Source organism: Lapillicoccus jejuensis, assembly GCF_006715055.1.
GTDB classification, from domain to species: domain Bacteria; phylum Actinomycetota; class Actinomycetes; order Actinomycetales; family Dermatophilaceae; genus Lapillicoccus; species Lapillicoccus jejuensis.
This window is the reverse complement of the sequence record NZ_VFMN01000001.1, coordinates 4,213,461-4,229,115: the sequence shown is the minus strand read 5'-3', so window position 1 is coordinate 4,229,115 and position 15,655 is coordinate 4,213,461. Positions and strand designations below refer to the sequence as shown.

The following is a 15,655-nucleotide window of genomic DNA, read 5'->3' as shown; positions in this document are numbered from 1 at the left end:
CTAGGGATGACCGTCGCTCGTCCGTGCGCCGGCTCAGGCGGCGAGCACCGGCTCGTCGCGGCGGGCGTCCGCGTCGGCCTCCGGGTCGCCGTACGGCGTCGTGCCGGGCTCGGCCGGCGCGGCCACCGCGGTGGCGGGCCGCACGGCGAGGCCGGCGAGCGTCGCGGCGACGGCGACCAGCCCGAGGACGAGGAAGGCGGCGGTGTAGCCGCCCTCGAGCGGCAGGCCCCGGCTGTCGACGTGGCCGAAGACGAGCGCGCCGGTGACGGCGCTGCCGACGGCGCCGCCGATCGTGCGCAGGTTGGTGTTCATGCCCGTCGCGACGCCGGTCTCGCCCGGGGTGACCGCGGCCACGACGAGGCCGGTGAGGGCGGCGTACGCGACACCGAGACCGAGGCCCATGACGCCGCCGGCGACGGCGAGCTCCCACGCGTGGGCGTGCAGGCCGGCCATGGCGAGGATCGCGACCGCGATGAGCGCGGTGCCGGCGACCAGCTGCCCGCGGCTGGGCAGCACCCGGGTGAGCGGGCCGCTGAGGAAGCCGGTGACCGCCATCGCGCCGACCATCGGCAGCATGACCGCGCCGGAGCCCGCGATGGTGGCGCCGAAGCCGTACCCGGTCGAGGTCGGGGTCTGGACGAAGCGCGGCAGGAAGGCGAAGACGCCGAACATCGCGGTGCCCATGAGCAGGGCGGCGAGGTTGGCCGTCCACACGGGGCGGCGGCGCATCATCCGCATGTCGACGAGCGGGGTGGCCGAGCGCAGCTCGGTGCGGGCCCAGGCGATGAGCAGGAGCGCCGAGAGCGCGAGCAGGCCGAGCACGCCCGAGGAGGTCCAGCCCCAGCGGGACCCGGAGCTGACCGGCAGCAGCAGCGCGACGAGCGCGCCGGCGAGCAGCAGGCCGGGGACGGGGGAGAGGCGGCCGGCCGTGCGCGGGGCCGTCGCGGGGACCGCGACCCAGGTGAGGGCCGCGCCGGCGAGCAGCAGGACGAGCGGCACGAGGAAGAGGCCGCGCCAGCCGACGGCCGCCGAGAGCGGGCCGGCCAGGACGGTGCCGATGCCGGACCCGACCGCGAGGACGGCGGAGACGGCGCCGATCGCGGTGGGGACGCGGCGGGGCGGCAGGACGTCGCGCACGACGGCGTACGCGAGCGGGAAGATCCCGCCCCCGAGGCCCTGGACGACGCGGGCGGCGATGAGGACGCCGACACTCGGGGCGACGGCCGCCAGGAGGCAGCCGAGCGCGACGGCGGCGAGCGAGACGAGCAGGACGCGGCGCTTGCCGTGCAGGTCGCCGAGCCGGCCCATGACCGGGGTGGCGACGGCGGCGGTGACGAGCCAGGCGGTCAGCGTCCAGGTCGTCGCCTCGGGGGTCGTGCGCAGGTCGGCCTGGATGAGGGGCAGGACGGGGACGAGCAGCGACTGGAGGGTCGAGTACGCGGCCACGGCGAGCGCGACCGCGGCGAGACCGAGCGACGGGCGGGCGGTGGGGCGAGTAGTGGAGCCGGAGCGGGGGGTGACGGGGAACATGGGTGTCCTTCGACAGGTTCATCTATAGTGGAGGTCGTCTCCGATCGGAGGTTGCCTCCGGTTAGACCAACGTAGCGGAGGGAGCCTCCGCTTCGCAAGTCCCCCATCGTGTCCCGACAGAGGTCCCCGTGCCCGCACCCACCACCCCCACCGTCGCGCCGGACGACAGCACCGCGCTCGCGGCCCTCGACGCCGTCGTCGTCGAGCCGGGGGTGGAGCGGCCCAAGCGCTCGGACGCCGCGCGCAACTTCGACGCGCTGCTCGAGGCGGCCCGCGCGGCCTTCGCCGAGTCCGGCAGCGCCGCCCCGCTCGAGGAGGTCGCCAAGCGCGCCGGTGTCGGCATCGGCACGCTCTACCGCAACTTCCCGACGCGCGACGACCTCATCGAGGCGGTGTACGTCGGCGAGGTGCAGGCCATGGTGGCCGCCGCCCGCGACGCGCTGGCCGAGCCGCCGTGGGAGGGGCTGGTGCACTGGCTGCACCGCTTCCTCGCCTACGTCGGCACCAAGCGCGCCCTCGTCGAGGGCCTCAACCGCGACCCGATGGCCTCCCCCGTCTTCTCCCAGTGCCGTACGGCGATCCACGCGGCCGGGGCGCCGCTGCTCGCCCGGGCCCAGGCGGACGGCTCGGCGCGGCCCGACGTCGCCATCGAGGAGGTCATCCGGCTCGTCTCCGGCGTGGCCGGGGTGACCTTCCCCGACGAGGCCTCGCGCGACAAGGTCGTCGCTCTCGCCGTCGACGCCCTGCGCGCCCGCTGAGCGTCGGTGCCGTCGGGCCTGTCGGCGTGACCACCTAGACTCGGGGCACTCGCCGGCCGACGCGTGGCGGGCGACGAGCGGACCGGGAGCGAGGTGGGTGTGGCCGGCCGGATCAAGGCGGAGGACGTCACCCTCGTCAAGGAGCGCTCGAACATCGAGGACGTCGTCCGCGAGCACGTGACCCTGACCTCGGGCGGCACCGGCTCGCTCAAGGGGCTGTGCCCCTTCCACGACGAGAAGTCGGCGTCGTTCTACGTGCGCCCCGCCGTCGGGGCGTACCACTGCTTCGGGTGCGGCGAGGGCGGCGACGTCATCTCCTTCGTCCAGAAGCTCGACCACCTCACCTTCGCCGAGGCCGTCGAGAGGCTCGCGCAGAAGGCCGGCGTCGAGCTGCGCTACGAGGAGGGCGGCGGGCCGCGCGAGGAGGGAGGGCTCGGGCGCCGTACCCGGCTGCTCGAGGCGCACCGCGTCGCGGAGGAGTACTACTCCACGCTCCTGCTCGACCCGGGCAACCACGTCGCGCGCACGGGGCGCGACTTCCTGCGCGAGCGCGGCTTCGACGGGGACGCGGCCCGGCAGTTCGGGGTCGGGTTCGCCCCCCGCGGCGGCGAGGACCTCGTGCGGCACCTGCGCGGCAAGGGCTTCACCGACGACGAGCTGGTCACCGGCGGCCTCGCCGGCCGCGGACAGCGCGGGCTCTACGACCGCTTCCGCGGGCGGCTGGTCTGGCCGATCCGCGACATCACCGGCGACACCGTCGGCTTCGGCGCCCGGCGGATCTTCGAGGACGACCGCATCGAGGCGAAGTACCTCAACACGTCCGAGACCCCGATCTACAAGAAGTCGACCGTCCTCTACGGCCTCGACCTGGCCAAGAAGGCGATCTCCCGGGACCGGACCGCCGTCGTCGTCGAGGGCTACACCGACGTCATGGCCTGCCACCTGTCCGGGGTCGAGGGCGCCGTGGCCACGTGCGGGACGTCGTTCGGGGTCGACCACATCAAGCTGCTGCGCCGCATCATGCGCGACGAGGCCGATGTCTCCCCGGCCCGGGTCGTCTTCACCTTCGACGGCGACGCCGCCGGGCAGAGGGCGGCCATGCGGGCCTTCGGCGAGGACCAGCGCTGGGCCAGCCAGTCCTTCGTCGCCGTCGCCGACAGCGGCCAGGACCCGTGCGAGCTGCGCCAGTCCGGCGGGGCGATCGCCGTACGGGGTCTCGTCGAGGACGCCGTGCCGATGTTCGAGTTCGCGGTGCGCACGACGCTGCGCCGCTACGACCTCGAGACCGCGGAGGGGCGGGTGCAGGCCCTGCGGGCCGCCGCCCCCATCGTCGCCTCGATCCGCGACCGGTCGCTGCGCCCGGAGTACACCCGCGTCCTGTCCGGGCTCCTCGGCCTCGAGGTCGAGCAGGTCGGTGCCGAGGTCGCGCGGGCCGGCAAGGCCGCCGCCCGGGCCGCGAGCGCCCCCGAGGCCACCACCCGCGAGCGGGGGCCGGCGGCGGACGTCGACGCGGCGCTGGAGCCCACGGCCGACGAGGTGGCCGGGGCGGTGCCGCGCCCCGACCTCGCCGACCCCGTCGTGCTGCTCGAGCGGCAGCTGCTCCAGGTCGTCCTGCAGTTCCCCGGCCTGCTCGACGCGGGCGAGCTCGGCGAGCTCGACCCCTCCTCGTTCACGGCGCCGGCCCACCGCGCGGTCTTCGACGGCGTCGTCGGCGCCGGTCTGCTGCCGGCCGGCCTGACGTCCGCGGGCTGGACCGACGCGGTCGCCCAGGCCGCGCCGCTCGCCGTCCGCGGGCTCGTCCCCGAGCTCGCCGTCGCGCCGCTGCCGGTGACGATGGACCGCACCACGGGTCAGCCGTCCCGGCGGTACGCCGGCTCGCTCGTCCTGCGGTTGCGCGAGATGACCCTGACCCGCCGGATCTCCGACGCGCTGAGCGCCCTGCGCCGGCTCGACGCGACCGGCGACGGGGACCCGGCCCGCAGCCGCGAGCTGAGCGTCGAGCTGTCCCGGCTGCAGCGCGAGCGGGCCGACCTGCTGTCCCTCGAGGAGGAGTGAGGATGCCGTTCAGGCTGCCGTTCACGCGACGGGGCGCGCCGGCCGCGCGCGAGCCGGGTCGCTCGGCGACCGTCCCCCCGGAGGTCCGTCGCGCCGTCGAGGGACCGTCGGGCGAGAAGGTGCTCGCCGCCGCGCGCGACGTGGAGACCGGCGTCTGGCTCGTCGCCGGGGCCACCCACCTCAGCCTCGTCGACCCCGGCGCGGTCGCCGAGTCCGGCGAGCTCGCCGTGACCTGGTCGCGGCCCTGGCACACCGTCGACACCGGGTCGTGGCAGCGCGAGAGCAGCCGGCTGACGGTCACCTGGGCCGACGGGTCGCGGCCCGGGCAGTGGGGGCTGGGGGAGGAGGCGCTGTTCCTGCAGGTCCTGCGCGAGCGCGTGCAGGCGAGCGTGGTCCTCACCGAGGAGCTGCGGCTGACGGGGCGTCGTACCGGCCGGGCGGTGGTCCGCCAGGACCTCGCGACCGGCGAGCTGCTCGAGCAGGTCGTGCTCGGGCGCTCGACCCGGGAGGACGCGGAGACGCGGGCGGCCGCCGACGAGGCGCTGGCGCGGCTGCGCGAGCAGGTGGGGATGCCCCCCGGCGGCGCAGGCCGGTGACCCGGGGGCCCGTTTTCTCTCGGGCCCGTCACCTTTGCTACTGTTGCCCGGCACGCGCGGCCCCTCGCGGCCGCGCGAACCGCATTCCCCTGTAGCTCAATTGGCAGAGCAGCCGACTGTTAATCGGCAGGTTGTTGGTTCGAGTCCAACCGGGGGAGCAGCAGGGCCCAGGTCGTCGACCTGGGCCCTTCGTGCTGTCTGCTGCTCGTGCTGTCTGCTGCGACGAGGGCTCAGCCGCGGGTGGCGGCGTCGTACGCCGCGACGACCTCGCGCGGGATGCGCCCGCGCGACGGCAGCGGGTGGCCCTGCTCGGCCGACCAGGCGCGGATGAGGCGGGCGCGGCTCTCGCCGCGCGCCGGCACGCTGGTCCGCTTCGCGCTGGCCCAGCCGGCGAGGTCGGGGGAGTGGTCCGGGGCCTCACCGAGCTCGGTGCGCGCCGGCCGGGGGGCGACCTCGCGCACCGTGCCCGACGCGACCTCGCGGGCCGCGTCGACGAAGGGCTTGAGGGCGTTCTTCAGCGCCTCCCGGTTGCGCTCGCCGAGGTCGACCTGCCAGGTCGTCCCCTCGAGCGAGAAGGTCACCGTGTGCGCGCCCTCGCTGCCGTCGAGGTCGTCGGTGAGGGTGACGATTTCGCGTCGTGCCATGCCCCCAGCCTAGGCACTCGCGGGTCAGGCGACGCCCGCTCCGGACGGCGTGGCGGGCTGCGCGGCGGGGGTGCCCGCCGCCCCCGCCCCCGGGGTGCCGGCGGACGCCGGGGCACCGGGGGCGCCCCGGCCGCCGCGCGAGCGCAGGCGCCGCTCGAGACGACCGGCCAGCAGGGTGAGCAGGTAGTTGACGACGATGAAGATCACCGCCGCGACGACGTACGCCGCCACCGGGTTGGCGAAGGCGGACCCGAGCGTCTTGGACCAGAAGAGCAGCTCCTGGTAGGTGATCTGGTAGCCCAGCGCGGTGTCCTTGAGCACGACGACGAGCTGGCCGACCAGGGCCGGGAGCATCGCCGTGAGGGCCTGGGGGAGCAGGACGATCCGCAGCGTCTGGCCCTCGCTCAGGCCGATCGACGCACCGGCCTCGCGCTGGCCCTTGGGCAGCGAGTGCACGCCGGAGCGGACCAGCTCGGCGATCACCGAGCCGTTGTAGAGCGTCAGGCCGGTGACCACGCCGGCGAGCGGCGCGGTGTCCGGTGCGACGACCCCGCTGCGGGAGTAGATGCCGTAGCTGGCCAGCATCATGATGAGCACCGGCACCGAGCGGAAGAACTCGACGACGACGCTGCTCACCCAGCGCACCGGGGCGACGCGCGAGAGCCGCCCGACCCCGAGCAGCAGCCCGAGCACGCCGGCCAGCACGATCGAGATGGCCGCGGCCTTGAAGGTCCCGATGAGCCCCGGCAGCAGGTAGTCGCGCCAGACGGCCCGGTCGACGAGGAACGGCTGCCACATGTAGCCCTGCAGCTGGCCGGCGGACTGGAGCTTGCGCACGACCAGGAAGAGGATGCCCAGGAAGACGAGGATGCCCAGCGCCGAGAACAGGCGGTGCCGGGCCCGGGCCCGGGGGCCCGGGGCGTCGTACAGCGCGGAGGTGCTCATCGCTGCACCGCCAGCCGCCGCGAGAGGCTCGTGAACCACAGCCCGAGCGGCAGGGTGAGGATCACGAACCCGGCCGCGAAGATCGCGAAGACGGCGATGCCGGCGGTCTCGTTCTCGATCATCACGCTCATGAGGTTGGCCGACTCGTTGACGCCGACGACCGCGGCGACGGTGGAGTTCTTGATGAGCGCGATGAGGGTCGAGCCGAGCGGCGCGACCGCCCCGCGGAAGGCCTGCGGCAGGATCACCTCGCGCATGCCCTGGCCGAAGGTCAGGCCGATCGAGCGCGCCGCCTCCGACTGACCGGCCGGCACCGTGTTGAACCCGGAGCGGATGGCCTCGCAGACGAAGGCGGCGTGGTAGATCGCGAGCATGATGGCGGCCCAGCGGAAGGCGTTGGTCGCGACGTCGGGGGAGAGCTGCAGCCCCAGCAGGTAGGTCATCCCCAGCACGCTGAAGACGACGAGCAGGGTCAGGGGCGTGTTGCGGAAGACGTTGACGTAGGACGTCCCCAGCAGCCGCAGCGTCGCCACGGGGGACACCCGCATGACGGCGACGACGGTCCCAATGACCAGCGCGCCGACGGCCCCGAGGGCCGACAGCTCGATGGTCGTGACGAACGCCCCCAGGACGTCGTACTTCTGCAGCAGCTCGATCACGCGACCGCGCCTCCTCGTCCGGCCCCGACCTCAGGAGCAGGCGTCGGGCTTCGGCGGGTTGACGGCGCTGTCGATCTGGAAGTTGGCCGGGCCGAGGTTGTCGTCGACCGCCTTCTTCCACGTGCCGTCCGAGACCATCGTCGTCAGCGCCTCGTTGATCTTCGTGCACAGGGCGGTGTCGCCCTTCTTGAGGCCGATGCCGTACCTCTCGGTGCTGAAGGTCTTGCCCACGACCTTGAGCTTGCCCTTGTACTGGTCCTGCGCGGCGAAGCCGGCGAGGATCGTGTTGTCGGTCGTCACCGCGTCGATGCTCCCGGCCGCGAGGGCGGTGACGCACTCGGAGTAGGTGCCGAAGTTCTGCAGCTGGACGTCGGGGTACTGGTCCTTGATCTTCTGCGCCGACGTCGAGCCCGTCACCGAGCACAGCGTCTTGCCGCCGAGCGCGTCGGGTCCGGTGATCGCCGAGTCGTCGGACCGCACGAGCAGGTCCTGGCCGGCGATGAAGTACGGGCCGGCGAAGGACACCTTCTGCTTGCGCGCGTCGGTGATCGAGTAGCTGGCGACGACCATCTGGACCTGGCCGGTCGAGATGAGCGACTCGCGCTGGGCCGACGGCGCCTGGACGAAGGTCGGCGCGTCGTACCCCAGCTTCTTGGCGACGTAGGTCGCGACGTCGACGTCGAGGCCGGCGTACGACGACCCCTGCTTGAGGCCGATGCCCGGCTGGTCGAACTTGATGCCGACCTTGAACTCGCCGCCACCACCGCCGGCGGTGCCGCCGCTCCCGCCGCTCGGCGCGGCGCTGTCGCTGCAGGCGGCCAGCCCGGCGACCAGGACGGTGGTGAGGGCGAGGGCGCCCATCGTTCGGGTGCGTCGCGTCGTCATCGTGTGCTCCTCATGTCGGACTCGTATCGGGTTCTCGTGCGGTCGGTTTCGTGCGGGGAGTGAGTGATTCAGTGCGGCAGGATCTTGCCCAGGAAGTCTTTGGCGCGCTCGCTGCGGGGCGCCGAGAAGAAGGCCTCGGGCTCGGCGGTCTCGACGATCTGCCCGTCGGCCATGAAGACGACCCGGTTGGCCGCGCGGCGCGCGAAGCCCATCTCGTGGGTGACGACGATCATCGTCATGCCGCCGCGGGCGAGCTCGTCCATGACGTCGAGGACCTCGCCGACCATCTCGGGGTCGAGTGCGGAGGTGGGCTCGTCGAAGAGCATGACCTTGGGCTCCATGGCCAGCGAGCGGGCGATGGCCACGCGCTGCTGCTGCCCACCGGACAGCTGCGCCGGGTACTTCCCGGCCTGCTCGCCCACGCCGACGCGTTCGAGCAGCTCGGTGGCGCGGCGCTCGGCGTCGGCCTTGCCCCGCCCGCGCACCTTCGTGGGGCCGAGCGTGACGTTCTCGAGGATCGTCTTGTGGGCGAAGAGGTTGAAGCTTTGGAAGACCATCCCCACATCGGCGCGCAGCTGGGCGAGGGCCTTGCCCTCCTCGGGCAGCGCCTGCCCGTCGATGGTGATGGACCCGGACTCGAAGGTCTCGAGCCGGTTGACCGTGCGGCACAGCGTCGACTTGCCCGAGCCCGACGGCCCGAGGACGACGACGACCTCGCCGCGGCCGACCTGCAGGTCGACGTCCTTGAGGACGTGCAGGTCGCCGAAGTGCTTGTTGACGCCGCGGATGTCGACCATCACGGCGCGCTCGTCGCCGCCGGGCGTCGTCGGGGTGGTCGCGTCCATGCGGGCAACCTACCCGTTCTCATGCTGCTGGCAGGTCACCGTCAGGTTGCACCCAGGTTTTGGGTGCCCGTCCTGCGGCCGACGCGAGGGCGAGCCTGGTCCTGCGGGCGTGGCGGAGAGCCGCCGTACGCGAGGCGGTGTGGCGCCCCCGCCTCGCCGCCGCGGCTGGGAGAGGATCGGGGGATGACGCCCGGTAGCCGCGGCCCCCGCCGCGACGGGGTGACGCTCGGCAGCTCACGCACCGTCCCCATCGCCGACTACGGCTTCCTCAGCGACGGCGAGGTGACCGCGCTCGTCGCGCCCGGAGGGTCGGTCGACTGGATGTGCCTGCCGCGCTTCGACAGCCCGAGCGTCTTCGGCGCCGTGCTCGGTGGCCACGCCGGCCACTTCCGCGTCGCCCCGGCGGACATGCTCGTCCCCGCGGCCCGGCGCTACCTGCCCGGCACGATGATCCTCGAGACGAGCTGGGGCACGGCGAGCGGTTGGCTCGTCGTGCGCGACGTCCTGCTCATCGGGCCGTGGCGGCACGAGCACGAGCTGTCTCACACCCACCGGCGCACGCCGACCGACTACGACGCCGAGCACGTGCTGCTGCGCACCATCCGCTGCGTCTCCGGCGACGTCCAGGTGGTCGTCGAGTGCGAGCCGGTGCTCGACTACGGCCGCGAGCGGGTGCACTGGGAGTACACCGACGGCGTCTACCACCAGGCCCGGTGCGCGGCGGCCGTCGAGGGGATGCCCGAGCTGACGCTGACGACCGACCTGCGGCTCGGCTTCGAGGGCGGGCAGGCCAGCGCGCGGACCCTGCTGCGCGAGGGTGACGAGCGCTTCGTCGCGCTGTCGTGGGGGAGCAAGGAGCCGCCCGAGGACTACGCCGACGCCTACCGTCGGCTGGTGTGGACCGCGCACCACTGGCAGCACTGGCTGGCCCGCGGCCACTTCCCCGACCACCCGTGGCGCAGCCAGCTCCAGCGCAGCGCGCTCACCCTCAAGGGGCTGACCTACTCGCCGACCGGCGCGATCGCCGCCGCGGCGACGACGTCGCTGCCCGAGACCCTCGGCGGGGAGCGCAACTACGACTACCGCTACACCTGGATCCGCGACGCGAGCTTCGCGCTGTGGGCGATGTACTCGCTCGGGTTCGACTGGGAGGCCGTCGACTTCTTCTCCTTCATCGCCGACATCGCCGAGCGGGACAGCGACCTGCAGGTGATGTACGGCGTCGGCGGCGAGCGGGACCTGCCCGAGTCCGAGCTCGACCACCTGCCGGGCTACGCCAACAGCCGCCCGGTCCGGGTCGGCAACGCCGCGAGCACGCAGCAGCAGCACGACGTCTGGGGCGCGCTGCTCGACAGCGTCTACCTGCACTCGCGCGCGGCCGACCACCTCGACAGCCGGATCTGGCCGATCCTCGCCAACCAGGTCGGGGCCGCGCTCAAGGCGTGGCGCGAGCCGGACGCCGGCATCTGGGAGGTCCGCGGCGAGCCGCGGCACTTCGTCTCCAGCAAGATCATGTGCTGGGTCGCGGTCGACCGCGGCGCGCGGCTCGCGTCGATGATCGGGCAGCCGGGGGAGGCGGCCCGCTGGGAGGCGGCGGCCGAGGAGATCAAGGCCGATATCCTCGAGCACGGCCTCGACGCGCGCGGTGTCCTCACCCAGTCCTACGGGTCGAGCGCGCTCGACGCGTCGCTGCTCCTCGCGCCGCTCGTGCGCTTCCTCCCGCCGGACGACCCGCGGATCCGCGCGACGGTGCTCGCGATCGCCGACGAGCTGACCGTCGACGGCTTCGTGCTGCGCTACCGCACCGAGGAGACCGACGACGGGTTCACGGGGGAGGAGGGCTCCTTCACCATCTGCTCGTTCTGGCTCGTCTCGGCGCTCTCGGAGATCGGCGAGGTCGACCGGGCCCGCGAGCTGTGCGCCAGGCTCCTGTCGTTCTCCGGCCCGCTCGAGCTGTTCGCCGAGGAGATCGACCCGCACGACGGCTCGCACCTGGGCAACTTCCCGCAGGCCTTCACCCACCTCGCGCTCATCAACGCGGTGCTCCACTGCATCCGCGACGAGGAGCGAGCCGAGATGGCCGAGGCCGACGCCCGCCGCTTCGGCTGATCATCCGTCGCGTAGGCTCGCGCCGGCCCTCACGGGCCGCGGGGCGGTAGCTCAGCCGGTCAGAGCAGCGGACTCATAATCCGTCGGTCCTGGGTTCAAGCCCCAGTCGCCCTACCGCGGAAGAATATCGCGGGACGACACGACCCCAGCGCGACAAACTTCCGGTCCGAGACCGTAGCGTGATGTCCGTTTTGTGGGCTAATCTGCACATACGGCTTCCCAAGCCGCCACACAGGTCCACCGCCTCCCCACCGCGGTGACCGACCGACCCCGACGGTTCCCCACTCCCGACGGGCCGGCTGCTCCACCTCGCGCGGTCCCCGTCCCTGAAGGACGCCCGCGTCGCCGTACCCGTCGTCGGACGGTCGCCCCCGCGCGCCCACCCGACGGCGATCCCTCCTCCTCCGCCGTCGACGGCCCCACCCGCGACGCCTCCCTCCCAAGGACCTCCCATGCGCTCCTGCACCCCTTCGCGCCTCCGTCCCGCCGACGCCACCCGCCGCTCCGTGCGCGGCGCGCTCGCCCTGACCCTGGGCCTCGCGGTCACCGGCCTCGGCCTCGGCGCCCTGCCCGCCCAGGCGGCCGGCACCGCCGGCGGCGGCCCGGTCGTCTCCGACCCGAGCTCGCTGGTGGCCCGCACCGGCGCCCCGGGGTACGGCGACCCCACGACGGCCCCCCTGCGCGTCGTCCCGGTCAGCACGACCGACGGCCTCGTCGCGGCGCTCAAGGCGGCCAAGCCCGGCGACCACCTGCGCCTCGCCTCCGGCACCTACACCGGCCCGTTCGACGTCCGCTTCGGCGGCACGCTGGCCAACCCGGTCGTCGTCGAGCCCGCCGCGGGAGCGAGCGTCACCCTCACCTCCGACGTGCCGATGCCGACCTGCGGCGCCCTCGGCCCGGACCAGGACCGCACGCTGACGATCACCGCCAGCCACGTCGTCTTCCGCAACCTCTCGATCGTCAACGGCGCCCGCGTCTCCGGCGCGAACTACGACGCGGTCCAGCAGTGGCAGTCGGCGGCCATCGCCAACGGCGACTACCTCGACCGCCGCGACGTGCCCGGCTCCGCGGCGTTCGACCCGGTGGCCCAGCGCACCCTCGGCGCCTACTTCTCGACGATGCTCGGCAAGCCGGTCGTGCCGGCCACCGACGTGCAGATCGTCGGCTCGACCCTGACCGGCAAGGGCGTCTTCGCCCGCGGCCTGTCCTACAGCGTCTTCTCCGGCAACACCTTCTCGGGCATCCACTGCGGCACGGGCCCGGCCATCTGGCTCTCGAACTACTCCGCCGGTTCGGTGATCTCCGGCAACGACATCGCCGACGTCGCCGCCTCGACGGTCAAGCACTTCATGCAGGAGGGCATCCGCCTCGGCAACGGCTCGGACTACAACGCCGTCACGGGCAACGTCGTCCACGACCTCGCCGTCGGCGGCCGCGCCTTCACCACCGACCAGGACGCGTCCTTCAACCTCTTCGCCAACAACACCGCCAGCAAGGTCGACATCGGCTTCAACGAGCAGATGTCCGCCTGGGGCAACACGTGGACCCACAACGTCGTCGACGGCGCGACCACGGCCGGCTTCTCGATCCGCATGCAGGACGGCCGGTTCGACCAGCCCTCGCTCAACAGCAGCTCGTGGTCCTCGAGCATGACCTGCAACGTCTCGCGCAACGCGGCGGTCGACTGGGCCGCCGGCGGCATCGGCAAGGGCACCTTCGCCCACAACGACTTCCGCAGCTTCAGCGTCAACAAGCGGGTCTCGGCCTACTTCGGCTCCGCCGGCAACACCTGGAACGGCGCCCCGACCGCCCCGAAGACGGGCGTCACCCAGCCCGACCTGAACGGCTGCTGACGTGCGCACCCACCTGTCCCGACGGCTGCTGACCGGCGCCGCGCTGCTCGCGCTGACCACCGGTGGCGCCCTCGCGGGCGCCACCTCCGCCCCGGCGGCCGCCCCGGCTCCGGCCGGCGCGCCCACGGCCACCGGCCCCGGCTCGGCCACCTGGGTCGACACCGTCGACCAGGTCACCGCCCCCGTCGCCCGCGTGGGCGCCGTTCCCCCGGCCTCCCAGGCCGGCACGACCGGGGCCACGGGGTACGCCGACCCCGCCACCCCGCCGCTGCGGGTGGTGCCGGTCTCGACGAGCGCCGGCCTCACCGCCGCGCTCAAGGCCGCCCGCCCGGGCGACCGGATCTCGCTCGCCAAGGGCACCTACACCGGCCCGTTCACCGTCTCGGTGTCCGGCACCCAGGCGCACCCGGTCGTCGTGGCCCCGGCCACCGGGGGGGTCACCCTCACGGCGAGCCTGCACATGCGCTCCTGCGGCGCCGGCGGGCCGGACGAGGACCGCACGGTGTCCGTCACCGGCGGGGCCAGCCACGTCGTGCTCCAGGGTCTGGTCATCGACGGCGGCCTGAAGATCGCCTCGCAGAACGCCGACGCCGTCCAGAACTGGCAGGCCAGGGCGATCCGCCTCGGCGACTGGCGCACCCGCCGTTCGGCGCCAGGGACCGCATCCCGTGACGCGGTCGCCGCCCGCGGCCAGGAGCACTGGTTCGAGTCCACCCTCGGGCAGTCGCTCGGGGTCTCGACCGACGTCCAGCTCATCGACAACCTCGTCACCCGTAAGGGCATCTTCGGCCGGCTGGTGTCCTACTCGGTCCTCAGCGGCAACGTCGTCAAGGACGTCGCCTGCGGGACCGGCCCGGGCATCTGGCTGGCGAACTACTCCAACGGCAACGTCGTCACCGGCAACCTCGTCACCCGGGTGGCCGCGTCGACGTACAGCCACTACATGCAGGAAGGCATCCGCCTCGGCAACGGCTCGGACTACAACGCCGTCGTCGGCAACATCGTGCGGGACCTGCCGGCCAATGGTCGCGGCATCACCACCGACCAGGACGCCTCGTGGAACCTCCTCGCGGAGAACCGGGTCGCGTCGGTCGACATCGCCTTCAACGAGCAGATGTCCGGCTGGGGCAACGTGTGGCGCAACAACCTCGCCCGCAACGCTCGGGTCGCCGCCTTCAGCTACCGCATGGAGGACAGCAAGCTGACGGTCCCCTCGCGCGACACCAGCTCGTTCGACACGACCACGAGCTGCAACCTCGTCCAGGGCGCCCCGGTGGGCGTCCAGGTCGGGGCGATGGGCGGCGGCACGTTCACCGCCGACCAGGTCGGCACGGTGCAGCTGAACCGGAACGTCCTCGGCTACTGGGCCAGCGCCGGCAACACCTGGGACGGCTCGTCCACCCCGCCGGGGGACACCGTGACGGCCAGCCTCGCCGGCTGCTGAGGCGGCGGACCGCCGTACGACGCCCCAGGGGCACCATCGGGACCTCGGTCCCGGTGGTGCCCCTGGTGTCGTCGGGGCGGATGAGGCAGACTGGGACCACAACGACATAAGGGTCCCGCCTCGCGGCGGGACGGCGCAGCAGGGCCACCGGTGCACGGGTCGTGGGGAAGACGTCCCTCGCACACCCAGGAGGTCCAGGATGTCGCCGACCGCATCGGTCAGCCGGGGCGTGGTGTTCGTGCACTCCGCCCCGACCGCGCTGTGCCCGCACATCGGGTGGGCGCTCGAGTCGGTCCTCGGCTCGCGGGTCCAGCTCGACTGGACCCCGCAGCCGGCTGCGGCGCGCCTGGTGCGGGCCGAGCTCAGCTGGACCGGGGCGCCCGGCACCGGCGCCCGTCTCGCCAGCGCGCTGCGCGGCTGGGACGACCTGCGCTACGAGGTCACCGAGGAGCCCTCGCCCGGTGTCGACGGCTCGCGCTGGTCGCACACCCCCCGCCTGGGTATCCACCACGCCTGGACCGCCGCCAGCGGCGACGTCGTCGTCCCGGAGGACCGGCTGCGCGAGGCGCTGCGGGCCGCGGGTCACGACCCACGAGCGCTCGCCGAGGCGCTCGACGAAGTCCTCGGGACCGACTGGGACGACGAGCTCGAGCCGTTCCGGCACGCCGGCGACGGCGCGCCGGTGCGCTGGCTGCACAAGGTCGGCTGAGTCAGCGCTGGGCGCGGCCGGCCTCGACGGCGAGCTGGTCGACGAGGTCGTTCATCGGGTCGCCGCTGTGCCCCTTGACCCAGGTGAAGTCGATGCCGCCGCGCTGGTACTCGGCGATGAGCGGCTCCCACAGGTCGCGGTTGGCGACCGGCTTCTTGCTCGCGTTGACCCAGCCCTTGGCCAGCCAGCCCTGCCACCAGCGGTTGCGGAAGCAGTTGACGACGTACGTCGAGTCGCTGACGACGAGGATCGGGCGCTGGGTCAGGGTCCGCACCGCCTCGGACGCGGCCTGGATCTCCATGCGCTGGTTCGTCGTGTGCGCGGCGCCGCCGCTGCCCTGCCGGCCGTCCTGGGTCGCCCACGCCCAGCCGCCGGGGCCGGGGTTGCCCGAGCAGGCGCCGTCGGTCCACACCCGCAGGACGTCGCCGTCGACCGTCGCCGGTGCTGCTGGGGCGGCGGCGGTCGGGGTGCTGCGCTCACCGAGCCCGAGGTCGAGCGCCCCCTGGGCGCAGCCCTCGTGGACGTAGCCCTTCCCCGAGCTCGCGGACGTGATGGGCTCGCCGACGGCGATGGGGCGGGAGCAGACCTTGCAGGTGCCGGCGTACTTGGCGGGGAAGGGCATG

14 protein-coding genes and 2 tRNA genes are annotated in these 15,655 nt (G+C 73.5%); 9 read left to right on the top strand and 7 right to left on the bottom strand.

What is annotated here, in order from left to right; all coding sequences use genetic code 11:
- Positions 1 to 33: 33 nt before the first annotated feature.
- A complete protein-coding gene (locus FB458_RS19605; RefSeq protein ID WP_141849975.1) occupies positions 34 to 1,530 on the bottom strand; it encodes an MFS transporter in 1,497 nt (498 codons plus the stop codon).
- A 128-nt stretch (positions 1,531 to 1,658) separates the two neighbouring features.
- Between FB458_RS19605 and FB458_RS19600 the strand changes: the two genes are divergently transcribed.
- The 4 genes from FB458_RS19600 (at position 1,659) to FB458_RS19585 (ending at position 5,097) form a co-directional block, all read left to right on the top strand.
- A complete protein-coding gene (locus FB458_RS19600; RefSeq protein WP_141849974.1) occupies positions 1,659 to 2,288 on the top strand; it encodes a TetR/AcrR family transcriptional regulator in 630 nt (209 codons plus the stop codon).
- 99 nt (positions 2,289 to 2,387) lie between these two features.
- Entirely contained in the window at positions 2,388 to 4,343 is a 1,956-nt protein-coding gene (gene dnaG / locus FB458_RS19595; protein ID WP_141849973.1) for a DNA primase, read from the top strand.
- A 2-nt stretch (positions 4,344 to 4,345) separates the two neighbouring features.
- Positions 4,346 to 4,939, top strand: coding sequence for a hypothetical protein (locus FB458_RS19590; protein WP_246061397.1), 594 nt, complete (start codon positions 4,346 to 4,348; stop codon positions 4,937 to 4,939).
- Between the two features lie 85 nt (positions 4,940 to 5,024).
- Positions 5,025 to 5,097: transfer RNA gene (locus FB458_RS19585), tRNA-Asn, on the top strand.
- Positions 5,098 to 5,169: 72 nt separating this feature from the next.
- On the opposite strand, the gene FB458_RS19580 is transcribed toward FB458_RS19585, so the two are convergent.
- The 5 genes from FB458_RS19580 to FB458_RS19560 all read right to left on the bottom strand — a co-directional run bounded on the left by FB458_RS19580 (position 5,170) and on the right by FB458_RS19560 (position 8,869).
- Positions 5,170 to 5,583, bottom strand: a complete 414-nt coding sequence (locus FB458_RS19580) for a histone-like nucleoid-structuring protein Lsr2 (RefSeq protein ID WP_141849972.1) — start codon at positions 5,581 to 5,583, stop codon at positions 5,170 to 5,172.
- Positions 5,584 to 5,607: 24 nt separating this feature from the next.
- Positions 5,608 to 6,528 (bottom strand): amino acid ABC transporter permease, encoded by a 921-nt coding sequence (locus FB458_RS19575; RefSeq protein ID WP_141849971.1) that lies wholly within the window; start codon positions 6,526 to 6,528, stop codon positions 5,608 to 5,610.
- A complete protein-coding gene (locus tag FB458_RS19570; protein ID WP_141849970.1) occupies positions 6,525 to 7,187 on the bottom strand; it encodes an amino acid ABC transporter permease in 663 nt (220 codons plus the stop codon). The genes FB458_RS19575 and FB458_RS19570 overlap by 4 nt, the downstream gene beginning before the upstream one ends.
- Before the next feature lie 30 nt (positions 7,188 to 7,217).
- Positions 7,218 to 8,072: a glutamate ABC transporter substrate-binding protein gene (locus FB458_RS19565; protein ID WP_141849969.1), complete on the bottom strand. Its 855-nt coding sequence runs from the start codon at positions 8,070 to 8,072 to the stop codon at positions 7,218 to 7,220.
- Between the two features lie 68 nt (positions 8,073 to 8,140).
- On the bottom strand, positions 8,141 to 8,869 hold the full coding sequence (locus tag FB458_RS19560) for an amino acid ABC transporter ATP-binding protein (protein ID WP_141850723.1): 729 nt from the start codon (positions 8,867 to 8,869) through the stop codon (positions 8,141 to 8,143).
- A gap of 231 nt (positions 8,870 to 9,100) precedes the next feature.
- Here FB458_RS19560 and FB458_RS19555 point away from each other — a divergent pair, with 231 nt between their 5' ends.
- From FB458_RS19555 to FB458_RS19535, 5 genes are all read left to right on the top strand, one after another.
- Positions 9,101 to 11,026: a glycoside hydrolase family 15 protein gene (locus tag FB458_RS19555; RefSeq protein ID WP_141849968.1), complete on the top strand. Its 1,926-nt coding sequence runs from the start codon at positions 9,101 to 9,103 to the stop codon at positions 11,024 to 11,026.
- A 40-nt stretch (positions 11,027 to 11,066) separates the two neighbouring features.
- Positions 11,067 to 11,140 (top strand) — tRNA-Ile (locus tag FB458_RS19550).
- Positions 11,141 to 11,478: 338 nt separating this feature from the next.
- Positions 11,479 to 12,879, top strand: a complete 1,401-nt coding sequence (locus FB458_RS19545) for a right-handed parallel beta-helix repeat-containing protein (RefSeq protein WP_141849967.1) — start codon at positions 11,479 to 11,481, stop codon at positions 12,877 to 12,879.
- Position 12,880: 1 nt separating this feature from the next.
- A complete protein-coding gene (locus FB458_RS19540) occupies positions 12,881 to 14,323 on the top strand; it encodes a right-handed parallel beta-helix repeat-containing protein (protein WP_141849966.1) in 1,443 nt (480 codons plus the stop codon).
- A gap of 199 nt (positions 14,324 to 14,522) precedes the next feature.
- Entirely contained in the window at positions 14,523 to 15,032 is a 510-nt protein-coding gene (locus FB458_RS19535; protein ID WP_141849965.1) for a DUF3145 domain-containing protein, read from the top strand.
- 1 nt (position 15,033) lies between these two features.
- Here the strand turns inward: FB458_RS19535 and FB458_RS19530 are convergent, their stop codons facing one another.
- Entirely contained in the window at positions 15,034 to 15,654 is a 621-nt protein-coding gene (locus FB458_RS19530; protein ID WP_141849964.1) for a ribonuclease H family protein, read from the bottom strand.
- Between the last annotated feature and the right edge of the window lies 1 nt (position 15,655).

Coding starts and splice junctions, on each gene's coding strand:
- FB458_RS19560 (WP_141850723.1), bottom strand. CDS start 8,869: ATGGTCGACATCCGCGGCGTCAACAAGCACTTCGGCGACCTGCACGTC.
- FB458_RS19605 (WP_141849975.1), bottom strand. CDS start 1,530: ATGTTCCCCGTCACCCCCCGCTCCGGCTCCACTACTCGCCCCACCGCC.
- FB458_RS19530 (WP_141849964.1), bottom strand. CDS start 15,654: ATGCCCTTCCCCGCCAAGTACGCCGGCACCTGCAAGGTCTGCTCCCGC.
- FB458_RS19535 (WP_141849965.1), top strand. CDS start 14,523: ATGTCGCCGACCGCATCGGTCAGCCGGGGCGTGGTGTTCGTGCACTCC.
- FB458_RS19555 (WP_141849968.1), top strand. CDS start 9,101: ATGACGCCCGGTAGCCGCGGCCCCCGCCGCGACGGGGTGACGCTCGGC.
- FB458_RS19580 (WP_141849972.1), bottom strand. CDS start 5,583: ATGGCACGACGCGAAATCGTCACCCTCACCGACGACCTCGACGGCAGC.
- FB458_RS19575 (WP_141849971.1), bottom strand. CDS start 6,528: ATGAGCACCTCCGCGCTGTACGACGCCCCGGGCCCCCGGGCCCGGGCC.
- FB458_RS19565 (WP_141849969.1), bottom strand. CDS start 8,072: ATGACGACGCGACGCACCCGAACGATGGGCGCCCTCGCCCTCACCACC.
- FB458_RS19590 (WP_246061397.1), top strand. CDS start 4,346: ATGCCGTTCAGGCTGCCGTTCACGCGACGGGGCGCGCCGGCCGCGCGC.
- FB458_RS19545 (WP_141849967.1), top strand. CDS start 11,479: ATGCGCTCCTGCACCCCTTCGCGCCTCCGTCCCGCCGACGCCACCCGC.